At 46.2% G+C, this 15,391-nt stretch carries 8 protein-coding genes; 1 reads left to right on the top strand and 7 read right to left on the bottom strand.

All coding sequences use genetic code 11. The features are described 5' to 3' along the window. Nucleotides 1-161: 161 nt before the first annotated feature. The 7 genes from PATL_RS04555 to PATL_RS23030 form a co-directional block, all read right to left on the bottom strand. A complete protein-coding gene (locus PATL_RS04555) occupies nt 162-1,427 on the bottom strand; it encodes a hypothetical protein (RefSeq protein WP_011573779.1) in 1,266 nt (421 codons plus the stop codon). Next, nucleotides 1,427-3,352: an FAD-dependent oxidoreductase gene (locus PATL_RS04550; protein WP_011573778.1), complete on the bottom strand. Its 1,926-nt coding sequence runs from the start codon at nt 3,350-3,352 to the stop codon at nt 1,427-1,429. Before PATL_RS04550 ends, PATL_RS04555 begins: the two co-directional genes overlap by 1 nt. Next, complete coding sequence (locus tag PATL_RS04545) at nt 3,349-5,046, bottom strand: sulfatase (RefSeq protein ID WP_011573777.1); 1,698 nt, start codon at nt 5,044-5,046, stop codon at nt 3,349-3,351. Before PATL_RS04545 ends, PATL_RS04550 begins: the two co-directional genes overlap by 4 nt. A gap of 165 nt (nt 5,047-5,211) precedes the next feature. Then, nucleotides 5,212-7,152 carry a CRTAC1 family protein gene (locus tag PATL_RS04540; protein WP_011573776.1) on the bottom strand — a complete coding sequence of 647 codons (1,941 nt, stop codon included), beginning with the start codon at nt 7,150-7,152 and terminating at the stop codon, nt 5,212-5,214. A gap of 147 nt (nt 7,153-7,299) precedes the next feature. Continuing rightward, complete coding sequence (locus PATL_RS04535) at nt 7,300-8,802, bottom strand: sulfatase-like hydrolase/transferase (protein WP_011573775.1); 1,503 nt, start codon at nt 8,800-8,802, stop codon at nt 7,300-7,302. A gap of 75 nt (nt 8,803-8,877) precedes the next feature. Then, entirely contained in the window at nt 8,878-10,431 is a 1,554-nt protein-coding gene (locus tag PATL_RS04530; RefSeq protein ID WP_011573774.1) for a sulfatase-like hydrolase/transferase, read from the bottom strand. Between the two features lie 94 nt (nt 10,432-10,525). Continuing rightward, the gene (locus PATL_RS23030) at nt 10,526-10,651 is read right to left on the bottom strand and encodes a hypothetical protein (RefSeq protein ID WP_301547049.1); all 126 of its coding nucleotides are present in this window, start codon (nt 10,649-10,651) and stop codon (nt 10,526-10,528) included. A gap of 955 nt (nt 10,652-11,606) precedes the next feature. Between PATL_RS23030 and PATL_RS04525 the strand changes: the two genes are divergently transcribed. After that, a complete protein-coding gene (locus tag PATL_RS04525) occupies nt 11,607-15,317 on the top strand; it encodes a TonB-dependent receptor (RefSeq protein ID WP_011573773.1) in 3,711 nt (1,236 codons plus the stop codon). Nucleotides 15,318-15,391: the final 74 nt, after the last annotated feature.

The raw sequence follows: 15,391 nt of genomic DNA, 5'->3' as shown, positions 1-15,391 counted from the left end.
CCCGCAGTATCGGAATTGCTCGTTTTATTCAATTAATACACCCCATTTACACCGAGCGTGGTATTTCTATTGCACATTTTGTTTATATTGGCAGGTACATTTACACGAGCCCTTCGCCACAGGCCTTAATCGACAAGCTGTTACAAGACGAAATAAGCCCTTCACAACTTAGGTGCATTCAAAACATAAAATGACTCTACTTTTTGCTTGAGTGCGTCACTAAGCGATAGCCTTGAAAGCTGCCAAAAAGCGCCCCTAGCGATTAAAAAGTCTGGGTGTTTTAGCATATCGCTGTAATGTTGCTTCACATTTTCACTGAGTAAGCCTTGCCGCTTTACCAGTTCAAATACCATGTTCACATTCTCGTAAACTCGCCACTGTGATGCACTTTCCACTAAACGGTCAGCCCATTTTTGTTCGAGCGTGCCTTCGTGCTTGACCGAGAATTCGGTCACTGATGCCAGTACTGCTCGCCCGAGCTTGTCGTTGGGCGCAAATCTATCCTTGGCTTGTAATTGCTTAATGTTGTCTAAGCCTAGAAGCTCAGCCATCGCATTGTAATAATCCTTGTAGGGGAGGGTTTCTAAGTATTTAAGGGCTGGTCCAATCAAAGCTGGGGTCTGTCGCTTTAACAGTGTAACCACTAAGTGCCGGGTATCAGCATCGGCTACCGATAATCGCGTTAACTGCTCTAGCGCAAACTCGCGAGAGCGGATAGCCTCGCTTCGCCTCATCCTGCGCTCTTGCTGCTCAGCTACAGCATTGTTACTGCGCAATAGCGCTTTTAGTTTCGAGGTGCCCATTGCATCGCCAACAATGTCCCGTATCAGTTTACCAATAGGCCCATTGGCATAGTGCCACAAGGTGTAGCATGTCCATATCGCCCCTTCAATATAATCAGACTTGCGGATAATCACAGTAGCACCTGTCATTGCATCCGCCCCATTGCCCCCTGATTGCTTGCGTACCAATTCGTCCTTGTGTAACTCACTGAGTCCAGAGTGCCTATTGGCTAAAATCTGTTGTAATTTAGGGTAGTCTTGTGGTGCGAAATCCAGGCCATCGCCTTTTTCTAATGTCACGCCTTCTTTGAGCGTGAAGTGACTAAAAAAGCCCTGTTCATTCCAAAAGAGACGCACAGGATCCACTCGGCATACATCATCACCACAAAAGACCGAACGCACATCCAGGTAGAATTGCCAGTGCACTGATTCATCACCTTTTGATTCAACCACTTGTTGATATAACACCCCCGTTTCAGGTAGAGGCGATTTGCTGGCCTTGTGCGAAAACGTGATGTGATGTGAGATGGTATCTGCCTTGTCTGGCCCAGAGCACGCCCAAAGCAAAACACTCGGCGCAAGCAACAAAAGCCTGCAACACGACCCAGAAAAACCTAATCGTGATGTACCTAGCGTCCCTAGCATTAGGAGTACGCTCTCACCTCAAATAACTTAGCGGTCGATTTACCGTAAGTTTCACTCAAACTGATACGCAAAGCAGTTACATCACGCTGTGAAAATTGACTGCGGATCAATCGGCTGCGATTATCATTTACACTAGACAATGTTTGCCATTGGCCTTTAATACGCGCTTCAATTGCAAGTGATTTCATCATTTCTGGTGGCACACCATTGAAGAACAGTTCGTCGTTCTTTGAATCTTTGCGCATCATGATATTGCGCTTCACATTGGTATCGCATTTAATTTCTACTGAGGAAATACTCACCGGCTCTTCCCACTCAAACTGCACAAAGGCAGGCAGCGACTCTGATTGCCAATGATGTACTGTGCTATCTATATCTCGAGACATCCCGTCGACCAGTAGTTTTGCGTCACCGGTGCGTGTTGACGAGGCAAATATAGCGTTAGCTCTTCTGGCTAAATCCAGCGGATCGCTCGCTGGACGTTTAGGAATGAACATATCATCGCGCAATAAGGCTTCTTGCAATGTGTTGATATGCTGTTGAGCTAGCTGTCTCGGCGTTATTCCCTTTTGTAGACACAGGTAAGCAGCGGTCCCCACGGCTTGGCCCATTAGCGCGCAGGTAGCCATGATGCGTGATGATGCCAACGCAATGTGAGTTTGACTGACATTTCGACCTGCAAATAGCAGGTTAGGGATATTCTTTGAATACAAACTGCGAAACGGTATTTGATACACCTCATCAAAGTGGGCATGAAAGGTAGTCGGTGCTAATGCTGTGTTTTCAATTCCTCCAGGGTTGTGCTCATCGATCCCCCAGCCCCCAAATGCCACGGCGTCAGCAAAGTGTTTATAGCCCGTTAAGTCTCGCTCAGAATGAATGTAATCGCCGATAAAACGTCGTGACTCGCGTCTTGATGGTAAGGAGCCTACCCAGTCTAAGGCGAGGTTCTCAGATTCTGGAAACTTTCCTGAATTTTTTATGTAATCCCAGACACCATGCAAATACCCCATGAGTTTGTGGCGGTTGATTTCCTGATCGCCAATAATATCCTCGTCACTTCCGACTTCTACCCACCATATACCTTCGTGATAGGCATTAAACTTGCGTCTTTCATGGGCATTTTCCGCATCGTATTTCAGTGCGTAAGACGGGGGTTTGTAAGGCATAGGTCGGCCCATATCTTTGGCTGACATCAATAAGGTCGCGCCCATTTGCCAACCGTCAGGCTCATCAGGTGCAAAGGTTTCATTAAATTCGGCCTTCCCTTCTCTACCGGTGCGATATTCAGCACCCGCGCTTGCTGCGAGTAGCCCATCCCCCGAGCAATCGATAAAAAGCGGCGCCTGAATGATAATTTCTTTTTCTGTGGTTAACTGCCAGCAGCGTGCCGCAGCGACTTTGTCACCATCCATTATTGCTTCGATGGCCTGCGTATTTAGCATCAACTCGATATTCGGCTCTCGTACGACAAAGTCGTAGAGCACGTGGTCCCAAACGGGAAACGATTCCTGTGCATTTTCAAAACGGTTGTGCAGTAACATTTCTTCGATAATCCCCGTTTCTCGCTCGGCCAATCCAGTTTTAAGGCGATTGACGCCGTTAAGGTGCACACGCATTTCACTGGATGCATTGCCTCCTAAGACGGGGCGGTCTTGGACTAAAACCGTTTTTGCTCCCTTTCGAGCTGCGGCAACTGCGGCGCAAATACCTGCCGCCCCACCACCAATAACCGCAACGTCGACGTTCAGCTCCGATCGGCGCTGCGGCTGCTGATGCTTCTTACCGGTTCCTAACTGATACCAATCGTCTGCGTGGCGGTCGCTTATTCCAAAAGGCAAGGGCTTTGCCTGACTGCTCAAAGGTGCTAATCCAGCGGCCACTAAGCTGGCCGAGCCCATTTTAAAAAATGCTCGTCTTTTCATCGTGTTTGTCCTGCGATTGAGGGTTCTCTTAATGACGCTTTACTGATTTGCCAACCCGCATAGAGTTGTTTGAGTAGTTTGGCCACTTGTTTTGGGTGTTGTTTGGCAACATTGATGCTTTCGTTAGGATCATGTTGATGATCATACAACTCTAAGTACAAAGGACGGCTATTCTTAGCTAAACGGGTATCTTGCCAAGCCACCAGCCGATATCGCTCGGTACGTATAGCATTGCCCATCAAGTGTTGTTCAAATAGTTCTCGATCCCATTTGTCTTTTTGTTGGTCTTTGATGCGCTGTTCAACTCGTTTAATAAGCGGCCCGAAGTAAGTTTCCCGCATACCAGAACGCAGCGGATAAGCCCCCCATTCTCTCAATGCTGGCGTAGGAAATTGACTAAACACAGCCGGTTTCCAAGAGTGAGCAGGATTGGTCAAAAGCGGCACCATGCTTTGCCCTTCCCATTGGGGTAAGTTATTCAAGCCTGCAAGTGCTGACAACGTCGGATAAATATCGACCAGTTCGACCAGAGCATCTGTTTTTTGCCCTTGAATGTCTTTTTTCATATCTGGCGTGGCAATAATAAGCGGAACTCGGGTGGCTATATCGTAGTTCGTGGCTTTGCCCCAGATACCCATTTCGCCTAAGTGCCAGCCATGGTCACTCCACACGATCACGATGGTATTATCTAAGATCCCTTGCTCTTCAAGGGCTGCAAGCATTTTCCCAATCTGCGCGTCCACATAACTGATGTTGGCTAAATAAGCATGCTTGAGTGTGCGCGCTAGAGTCGGTGCTATAGGCCCTTTTTTGGGAATATTGGAAAAAGTGCGAAGTTCAAAAGATGCGTGTAAACCCATTGCTGCGCCATCAATAGGCGCTGTGTCGTTCTCAGCTAGAGTAATGTCATCTGGGTTATAAAGGTCCCAATATTTTTGCGGCGCGATCCATGGCAAGTGCGGCTTCATCATCCCAAATCCGATAAACAAAGGCTTATCACGATTATTCAACTGCTCTTTCATCGTAGCAATGGCAAGCTCGGTGTTATAACCGTCGTGGTAGGCCGTATCTGGCACGTCTGCAGATTCATATGCTGGCCCACTACCTAAGCCAAATTTAGCTTGTTCACCGTACTTGGCGAACATAGCCTTACGGTTATCTTGCTGAATTTTTTGGTTGGCTTTTAATGCATAACGTTTGGGTTTTGCTAACCCAGGAGGTAGCTTGTGATAAGCGGGCTCAACATTCCAAGACAGTGCTTCGTCTTTGTCGGTGTGATGGAAGATTTTACCCACGTAAAATGCTTCATAACCATTGTTAGCAAAATGCTGAGGCAGGGTAACCACGTCCTCAAGTTTATGTCTGAACAATTGATAATTATGATGTACATCAAGTGAATCAGGTCGAATGCCTGTTAATATGCTGGCGCGAGATGGCCCACATATCGCTTGCTGTGCATGAGCTTGATTAAACTGTACGCCGCGCTTCGCCAAAGCATCTAAATTGGGTGTTATGGCAATATCAGAACCGTAACTGCCCAGCTCAGGGCGCAAGTCATCAATCGAGATAAATAATACATTTGGCTTTTTAGTTGGTGCAGCTTTGCTAGCAGCTACGGCAGTGTTCTTTGGTACATCAGCAAGCACAGGTGAACAACCAGCCAAGATCAGTAACATTATTAAATATTTACGCATATCAGGTACCTTTTTACGTTACAAGCATGGTTCTGTGCCTGCAGCATTTTGAGTTTCAAGCTGGAATTAACATTGACCAAAACACATGCTCGTCAGTGGTAAACCACTTAACCTATAAGGCCACAATCGCTAGTAATACTGGCGATAAACGCACGGCTCTAGCGTTTAGCGCTTACCAATGGTGTGAACTGTGTCACTTGTTACATGCTGCTGAGTGAATACTTCGCCATTACTCCAACGCACAGTCACCTTATCAACGCTGGTGCATTGGCCTAGACCAAAGTGCAATGTAGAAGGCAGTGACTGGGTGTATGGCGCTGCGCTGTCGGCAAAACGTTGGGTTTGAGTAATGCCGCAAGCATTCATAGTCACTAAAGCATCACGTGACGAAGCACCGCCTTGCGGTGAATCACCTAGGCTTATTTTTAGATAATGTGTAGCTCTGTCATTGCTAGCGCCCTTGTCTTTGAACATATGCCATTTCCCGCGCTCGTTGGCATAGACCAAGTCAAGTTTGCCGTCCAAATCAAAATCAATTACATCGGCGCCAGAGCCTGTTGCACCTAGTTCTGGTGAAGTAACACCATGATTGGAGTCCGCTTTGAACGTACCGTCACCTTGATTCAGAAGCACTTTTTGTTGATTAGCCGTTGCCATATTGCCTCGTGTTACCACGAATAAATCCGCAAAACCGTTGTTGTCGAAATCACCAACGGCCACCCCGGTATTGTTGACGTTATCTAGCAGATTTGCTTTATCGGTTATATCAACAAAATGGCCGCTTTGGTTTTCAAGGAGTATATCGTTAGGACCATTAGCAAGTTCCTTAGATGTGTAATGTTTAACGTTTTTGATAACGCCGGTAGTTGGCGGGTTGGTTGTGCCAGCAATGCGCCATGTATCATTGCCTATGTACCCAATATAAATGCCTTTCTTGGTCGGTTTGTCTGGCCAGCCCAGCGCCAAGCTGCTCACAAGACGAATGTTCTGCCCCCCATGAAATTCCCCGGGGAATTGATAAGGGTAACCACTTTCACCGATAAAAACGTCTTGATCTGGATAAGATGTTTGCAGATTTTCTATTTCAAGTACTTCGCCAATAAGTAAATCATCTAATTGAAATTTCCCCCGTTTAGTATAAAACGCCAGTGTCGATGTTTGTGGGTCGTAAAAGGTATCCCCTGAGTTCAGGCCTCTACCTCGGGTGAGGTACAAGTCAAAGTCTCCGTCATTGTCAAAATCAATCTGCGCTATGCCGGTTACATCAGTAATGTCTCTGCCAAGAACACTCTGCGTCACATCTTTAAAACCAAATTTGCCGTTTCCTTGCAGTGCCTTAATCGCACCATTGCCGTATAGCAAAATGTCATTAAGCTGATCTTGATTAAAGTCGGTGATCAGCATTTTTTGCCCGTCCCGGTGGGTGCGAGGTAAATTTCCCACTTGAATCATTTTACCGTCGCCATCATTGCGATATAGGTAGTTTTCACCTTTTGGGCCAGCATACATAGAGGGAAACCCTAGTAGCGCCAAATCAAGATCGCCATCATTGTCTGCATCAAAAAACTTGCTGGTGCGGCCACGCATGTTGCGTAATGGTGGTGAAAACTGCTCACCTTCTGTGATGGTACGATCTCGGCTTATATGAAATAACTTAGCGTTTCGAGCATTAGCCCCTGAGCCGCCACCTCGGGAAATAAGCACATCCATGACACCATCTTTATCGAAGTCCCCTACGCCAATTCCATGCATATCGCCCACGATAAGATCATATCCTTTGCCGAAAACGCCTTTATTGTTCCAATACAACTTGATGCTGTAACCATGGTCGGTCAGCAGTAAATCGTCATAGCCATCTTGGTCTAAATCAGCGATAACCGGGTTATCCCATTTGCGCCTATTCATATCCTCAAGGGAAATAGCATTATCAGCGCTCACAAAGTGCGACTGTTGACCGGCGTGCTTTGCGCTTGTTACGGCAATGTTTGAATTTGATTTGTTCGGCGTTAATTCTGAAGGTGTCTGTGTGGCAGTTTGACAACCTACTATTGCGCTAACCAAAACGCTTAAAGTGGCAATAGCGTAGCCTGAAAAATTAGTTTTCATTTGATGTTAGACCTCGTATTTATCCTGCAAGAAGCTTGTCTTTGAGAATGCCGCGCTGCGGAGGATCGCCGCAGTATGACCAAAAGGGTAAAGGGAGATTTAGGCGGTGCTTGAGCTGCATTCAAGCACTGCCTAATTGATTAAGGATTAATGCCCTTTTTTGCTATTGCTGCGTGTGTTGTCTCCAACCTGAAACGTTTGGTCGAAACGTGGCATGGCTTTTAAACGCCACTGGGCACCTTCAGCGGACTGATGAAACCACTTAGGTTGTTGGTTGTTCCATGACCAAGATTCCATGGACGACACCATGTCACGCAAGATGTCAGGGTGCTGGGCGCTAATGTCATTATCTTCTGAGATGTCTTGGGCAATGTTGTACAACTTCCAATCATCGTTATGATTTTTGACCGCTTTGAATTGGTTGCGTCTGGCTGCGGCGTCGCTGTATCCATTGCGATGACGAAGGACGTAAATAAACTCATCTTTGTGAGGCGCGGTATTCGCTTGAATATCAGCCCAGATGTCTTTGCCATCGAGCTTTTTATCCTCTGGTAATACTGCACCGCCTAGCCCTGCAAAGGTTGGGTATAAGTCTAACGCCAGAACAGGGTGAGAAAAACGGCTGCCCGCTTTCATATGTTTTGGCCAGTGCACCAACATAGGTGTTCTAAAGCCACCTTCTTGTACACTGCCCTTACCTTCTTTGAGCGGGTAATTGTTAGCGCCTTGACCTAACTTGCCCCCGTTATCACTCGTAAAAACGATAACCGTATTGTCGAATTGCCCGTTCTTTTTAAGCTGCTCGACAATTCGGCCCACGCCTCTGTCTACCGCATACACCATACCTGCATAGGTGCGGCGCTTTTTGTCTTTGATTTGGCTGAACATAGCCATGTCTTCTTCTTTGGCTTGCAGTGGCACATGAGGGGCGTTATAGGCAAGGTACAAAAAGAACGGCTTTTTCTTAGCTGCTGCTTTATCCACGAAGTTGACTGCTTCGCGGCTTAAACCGTCAGTAATGTACTCGGTTTCTCTCACTTCTTTGCCGTTGTGCTCAAGGGGCGTGAGGTACATGTTTATATTGGTCATGCCTTGGGCAACACGTTTATTGTAAGCCGCTTCAAATTGCTCAGGAAAGTAGTTATGCCCGCCGCCTAAAAAGCCATAAAATTCATCAAACCCGTGTTTGTTAGGGTGATATTCAGAGGCTTCACCTAAATGCCATTTCCCCATGGCGCCAGTGAAATAGCCGGCACTTTTCATAGTTTGTGCAATGAAAAGTTCATCAGCTGACACCCCAACATTGGAATTGTCTTCGGGCAAATTAAATTGGGCACCTATTTTATGCGGGTAACGTCCGGTCATAATAGCGGCGCGGCTTGGTCCACAAAAAGGATGAGCAACATATGCGGCATCAAAGGTCATACCGTTTTTGGCCAGTCCGTCCAAATTCGGGGTTTTGATATCGGTAGAGCCGTTAAACCCCACATCGTTGTAGCCTAAATCATCTGCTAACACGAAAAGAATATTGGGTTTTTCGTTTGATTCATCTGCTTTACTTTGCCCAGCATCAGCGGCGCTTGCATTGCCAACTGATATAGCAATGAGAGTACCCCAAAGCAGTGTGCTCACTTTTTTATTAAAGGTCATTCTGTTGTCCTTACACAAAACTTATCTATACGGCCCAGCCTGCTCTTGAAATGGGCTGGGCTCATTCAATCAAAATTAGTCAACGTTATAGGCTTGGCTAGTGCCCTCTTTGCTTCGATAGCCCGCGACTTGATAGCGGAACTTTTCTATTGATGGGTCTTTGATACGCACGAGCTCGTCTTCCATCAGTTGCACCATATGGCGTAGCTGCTTAGTGTATTTTTTGTCTTTGATGAGGTTGTTGACTTCGATGGGATCATTTTTCAGATCGTACAATTCGTCACGGTTATCACCTGGGTTCCAAACGAATTTCATCTCTGGGGTACGCAAAGCGCGAATGCCGAACCAGCCGCCGTTGTACCATTCATAAGCATATAACGCTTGATCGACTCTGCCTTTATCAGCAATGTCGCCTTGCTCCATCAAATTCACTAAACTTCTGCCGTCCACGTCTCCGTCAGGCTCCAGTGACATCATTTCGCTAATTGTCGGCGCAATGTCGAGCATTGAAACTTGCTTGTTAACAATTCTAGGCTCTACATTTGGCGCGCGAATGATTAAAGGCATGCGCATCAATTCGTCGTAAGCATAAGGGCCTTTATCGTACAGATTATGCTCTCCCAACATGCTTCCCTGATCGCCTAGCACGATAATCGTTAAGTCATCGTACATGCCCACGTCTTTGGCCGTTTTGATGATATCCCCAACCGCATGGTCGATCATGGCAATGGCACCGTAATAAAAGGTGCGTGACTTGCGCCAATCCATATCCGTCATATGGCCCACATCATGCCAAGGCCACCAATCTTCATCTTGAGCCATCGGCTTAAACTGACGTTTCACAGCGTGATTAGCGGGTAATTTAACTGTTTTCGGATCGAACATACTGGCGTATGGCTCTGGTACTCGATAAGGAGGATGCGGCTGTTCGAAGCTGATGACGCCAAAGAATGGTTCATCCATTTTGGCCGCTTCACGTAGCATTTTTTGCCCCATATCCACGTTTTCAGCGGTATGGCTTGTTTCGTATGTACCAGGCAAGGTTTGGTAATATTCGTGCTTCTCGCCATTTTCGTCCCGCTCGCCGCGATTGTATTGCGCCATTTTGGCTTGTTTTTCATAAGGCACGTAGGGGCGAGAATGACGGGCCTGAGAATGTTCTTTGCCCCACATAAAATCAGCACCTCGTAGCGCTGGGCCTTGGGGGCCAAGGTGCCACTTGCCCACATATCCTACGTGGTATCCGGTGTCTGCAGCACGGCGTATCACGCCTCCTTCTTCTTCACTTAGTTCATCCACATGAGAATGGTACAAACCTACGTTATCATCTAGGCCGGTTTTATGTCCCCAACGCCCTGTAAACAACGCAGCACGTGAAGGTGAACACAAGCCAGTGGTTGTCATGGCATTATCAAAGCGGGTGCCGTCGTTGGCTAGGGCATCAATGTTAGGGGTAGGAACTGGACCGCCACGATACGAGAATGTATCAAAACGCATGTCGTCAAACATAAGAACCAATACGTTTGGTTGTTTGGTTTGCACAGTTTCTTGCTCTGGTTCATTGGCAGCTAAGCTACTGTGACAAAGCAAGGCAGTTGCCATGCCCGCGATAAAAAACGTTAACTTCATTATGTTTTCCTTACTCTGGAATTGCTAATAACTAACCTTCTACCTAATGCGCTTAATTGCTAAGTAATGGATGAACAAGGTCAGTGTTCTGTCGTTACTCTGGGAAGAAGCGTGTTGCTGTCGCTGAAAAATCGGCTCTGTCATTTGTCACTGAGCCTGGCAAGCGGTGATGCTGCACTCGAGTGATAATCGGTAACCTAGTGTAAGAATCCGGGTTCATTATCTTTCGCCTTAATATGCCGTCCTAGCAGATCATCTAAATGCCTTATATGCATCTAATGTCGCGCAAAATCTCCGAAGATAGCGTTTAATGACTGCGACTCATCTCATTAACCTAGCCGAAGAACATCTACCGTCGTCTATGTCTTCCCAGTAATCTAAACATATGATGTTTGCACTTGCAATATCTTTTGTTGCGCATTTGTAAATTGTTGAAACAGTGGTAGAGCAAATGAATTGACTCAACTCAAGCTACTTCTTATTTACATTTTCACCCAAACGCTTCGCCAAATTCCCCACAGCATTTTCTAATCAAGTTGTAGCAGAATGCTTAAACGTCTTATGCTGGCGCTTGCTGCTAGGTTTTATTTCCCTGAGCAGTGATTCAAGCATTACAGTTGCAGGACAATCCTATTCAACAAGGACGTGTTATGTCGTGATTGTTCCCACTTTTTAAGCTCCTAATGCTAGTACAAAGAAATTTTTAGCATGGAATGTTGCTAGCTAACTAGATGATTCATCCCTTCGCTAAAAACGAATAACTTCGACCTATTCATTCCTTATCCCATTGATATAAGTTCTTATTTTAGTGCTCACCATAGAGAACTTAGGGATTGATAAACCCCGAACGTTTGAACTAATGTTACGTAAAAGTTAAAAAACATATTGCGGATGCAAACATCATATGTTTATATTTGTATGAGATTTGTAACTGCTTGTATCAAATAGTTTGAAGTTGGCGTGGATGGCAGAGGCTCAGTCATTGAAACATCACTCCATATGTTTGAGTTACAAAACGCGCTGAAAGTAGCATGCGTTAACGAATGAACACTGCACCTAATGACGCAAGTACACGACACATGATTGCGCAGATGAAATGTTCAATTTAGAAGGCAACGCACACACTTTCCTTTTAAACACGCATGTAAATATTTAAAAAGAACGCGGGAAATATCATGAGAACACATTTTAGATTAAACGCTTTATCACTGGCGGTTATGACAACTTTTCTGAGCACACATACTGTCGCTCAAGAGTCCGAGCAACCACCAGCAGAGCCTGTCCAGTCAAAACTCGCTTCAGAAGAAGATATAGAAGTCATTGATGTGACGGGTTTTCGTAGCAGTTTGATGAAATCAATGAATGCTAAGCGATTCTCTGACACTGTCAGTGACTCAATTCACGCAGAAGATGTGGGTAAATCTACCGACCAAAACATTGCGGACGCGTTATCCCGCGTGACTGGTGTCACAGTACAAGAAGAGGCTGGCGAAGGAACACGTATTTCAGTACGCGGTGCTGGCCCATCACTAAACCAGATTTCTATCAACGGTGTGGCGTTAACTGGCGGCATTAGCAATGACGGTTCCAACAACAATGCAACCAATAACAACAGTGTTGATTTAAGTTCTTTCTCATCAGATATTTTGTCCTCAATTGACGTGGTAAAAACTGCGGCCGCCGATCAAGATGAGGGCTCCCTTGGTGCAAACATCGTACTTCGAACCGTCAGACCATTAAACCTGAAAAAGCCCAGACGTTCATTCACCATTGAAGGGCGTTATAACGAGTTCGCTGACGACAACGATTTCAGAATTAACGGTAGCTTCGCTGACAAGTACTTCGATGAAAAATTGGGATTTATCATTACTGCCTCCAGAGACGTTCAAAACACGCGGCAGGACAGAATTTCAACGGACTTTGAAACTGGTGCAATTCCAATAAATGACTTAAATGACGGTGGGCGTACCGCAACCGATTTAGCTACAGGTCAGCCTATTCGCGTATTGGGTTATCAACGCGACGATCAAGGAAACGTATTACGAGATGATAGCGGACAAGCGTTAGTCAACCCTATTGAGAGCTTGGTTGATTATGACCCAACAACGCAACAGCTGGTTGAAGGCGACCTTTTCGTATTGGCAAGAGACTCAGTCAATTTTGGTCTTAATACGGATAAGCGAGAACGTTTTTCACTGTCAACGGGGGTGCAGTACCGCCCTGACGAAAAAACAGATATTCAATGGGATGTGACATACACCAAACAAGATATTCTGCAAGATAACCATAGCGTAAATATGAATATTTCTCCGTTAGTGTTGATCCACCCAGATGATGATAATACCGCACTCAATGTGGTTGATCTTCGCACCAATACCCTAGAACGTTCAACGAGTCGCTCGATTGGCGGTACCACAAACCGCACAACAGGTCTGCGTGAAATCGAAACAAAGGTCAGCACATTGGATTTCACTCGTCATCTTACGGATAACCTCACTATGAACATAGTGGCCGGATATTCTCAGACCGTTGATGAAACGCCTGATGATGATGAAGAAAATAGATTCCTTTCAATCGGAACAGCTCAATGGGGAACCGCCGGAAGAAATGCCGTAGAAGCCCAGCCGGACGACATACTTGAGCTTGTAGGTTACGACTGCTCAACGGGCTCGACAGCAGACTGTGATTATTTTAGTGGATCAACACTGGCGCAATTTGATGCCTTCGACGGCTCTGTGACGTCGGTAACTAGTCGCTTTAACCCTTTCGATTTAGAACACAATCATTTAGGTCAGTTGTTATTTCGTAAAAACAAGCTGACTGACACCAACAAGTCCGTATTCTTAAACTTTGATTGGGTGCTGGATTACGAACATGTGAGATCCGTTGAATTTGGTGCCAAATGGGCTGACCGCTCACGGGATGTGAATATTGAGAACACCCGTATCACCAATGGCGAAGATCTCATCGATGTTGATGACCCATCCGCACCATTTGAAGTCAGAGGCCTGGCGACCATTCGTGTTGCCGACATCATCAGTGGCGAAGCATTCCCTTATGATAACTTTGGCGAAGACTTGCAGGCGAATCGCAGCAACGCGTTATTTGGTGGATGGCCATTGTTGGATGCAGAAAAAGCCTTAGAACTTGTCGGCGGTAAAAATGCTGGTGAACTTGGGGTTAACCGTTCACGTGCCGGTAGCCGAGAAATTGCAACCGAAACGATGGCAGCCTACGTTAAAACTAACTTCGAGTTTTTCGATGGTAAGCTTACAGGTAATATTGGCGTGCGCTACGTTCGTGACGAATCGGACGCGTCAGGTCTTGGTAGTATCAATTATATTCGCGCCCCGCAAATGCTGGACCCATACGATCTAATCGTTACGCGCGGGCTGGCTAATATGAGTAATCCCGCTTGTCCTGAAGCCGTCATCAGCAACAACGATACACGTTTTACACCAGAGAATGACGACCAGTTGAGAAACTGTTGGGCGTTTGCAGTGACACATGGCTACAACTTTAATAACCAAGCCACCATTCCTTACGATACAGCCACAGGGCAGTTCCTTATCCCTGGCGCAGATGGCCAAGTTGGCCCGGATGTTAACCGTATACTATTCGTAGATGGTTCAGGAAATATCGTTACCAGTAATGAACTGCCAGCACAAATTTACGACCAAAACGGCAACCTTGTTCCCACTAGCGCATCTGAATGGGCAAGATTTAATTCAAACGGTTTGATTTGGCCATTCCTAGACAGAAGCACCGCCTTTACTGGGCCTAATGGCACTGGGCAAGAAGTGCAACAACGGGAAGCACCGGTGTCGGACTCAGGTACTAACGAGGCTTGGCTGCCTAGCTTGTCCCTTAACTATGCGTTGAACGAAGAGACAATATTACGTTTTGCAGCAACAAAAACCATGACTCGCCCGAGCTTCGATTCGTTAAATCCGGGTAACAGTATTCGCGAGCAACAATTCGGAACCGGTAACGGACGCGCAGGCAATACCCAGTTGAAAAACCTAACCTCGACTAACCTCGACTTCTCTTACGAGTGGTATTTCAATGAATCAGGCTTGTTATCCGCGGCACTGTTTTACAAAGATATGCAAGATTTTGAAGAAACCATTATCACGCCGTTCCATTATAAAGATGTACGCGATCAGATAGATTTAGAAAGTGCTGACCTACTACTCGATTTTGATCCCAATCGCACCCCTGGTGACGAAGATAATTGTCATCCATTGCGCTACGCCGCTGGCTTTTTCGATAAGTGGACGATTGAGTGCGATGTGGTCAATGTTGCCACTGTAACTAATGGTGACGGCGCCACGATTAAAGGCATTGAGTTAGGTTACACTCAAAACTACACCATGTTACCAGGGGTATTATCTGCTCTCGGGATAAGCGTTAATTACACCTACCAAGACTCAGAATCAGAAGCACAAGAAATTGGCTCAACAGGTCGTTTCTTGCGCCCACTACCACAGCCGTTTACGCCGAAACATTCTGCCAACATGACCATTTACTGGGAAAAGGACGGCATCCAACTGCGCTTGGCCAATCGCTATACCGATGTGCAAGCGGTTTCAAGGAACAATGGCGGGGCAATATGGCAAGAAGCGAGCTCTCGTCTTGATTTCAGCGGCAGCTACGCCATCAACAAAAATTTTACTGTGACCTTCAATGCGTTGAACTTGACCGACGAAACCATGCGTAATTTTTACACCTCCTCAGGTACGGTTGATGCGACCAATTTGAATTCTCAAGAAGTGGTGTTGGACGAAGGCAATGTTTTTGATGACAGCGGCATAACGACAAACAGAACCGTTGCTCTATTCAAAACTGGGCGTCAATTCCGTATCGGTTTACGCGGCACTTTCTGATACGCCTTATTCAATAACACTTTAAGAACAGGTTGAGCCCGTTGTGCTTGCATACTTCGCTCACATCACGTGCT

Source organism: Paraglaciecola sp. T6c, from assembly GCF_000014225.1.
In the GTDB taxonomy this organism is placed as follows: Bacteria; Pseudomonadota; Gammaproteobacteria; order Enterobacterales; family Alteromonadaceae; genus Paraglaciecola; species Paraglaciecola atlantica_A.
This window is presented reverse-complemented; position numbering and strand designations above follow the sequence as displayed.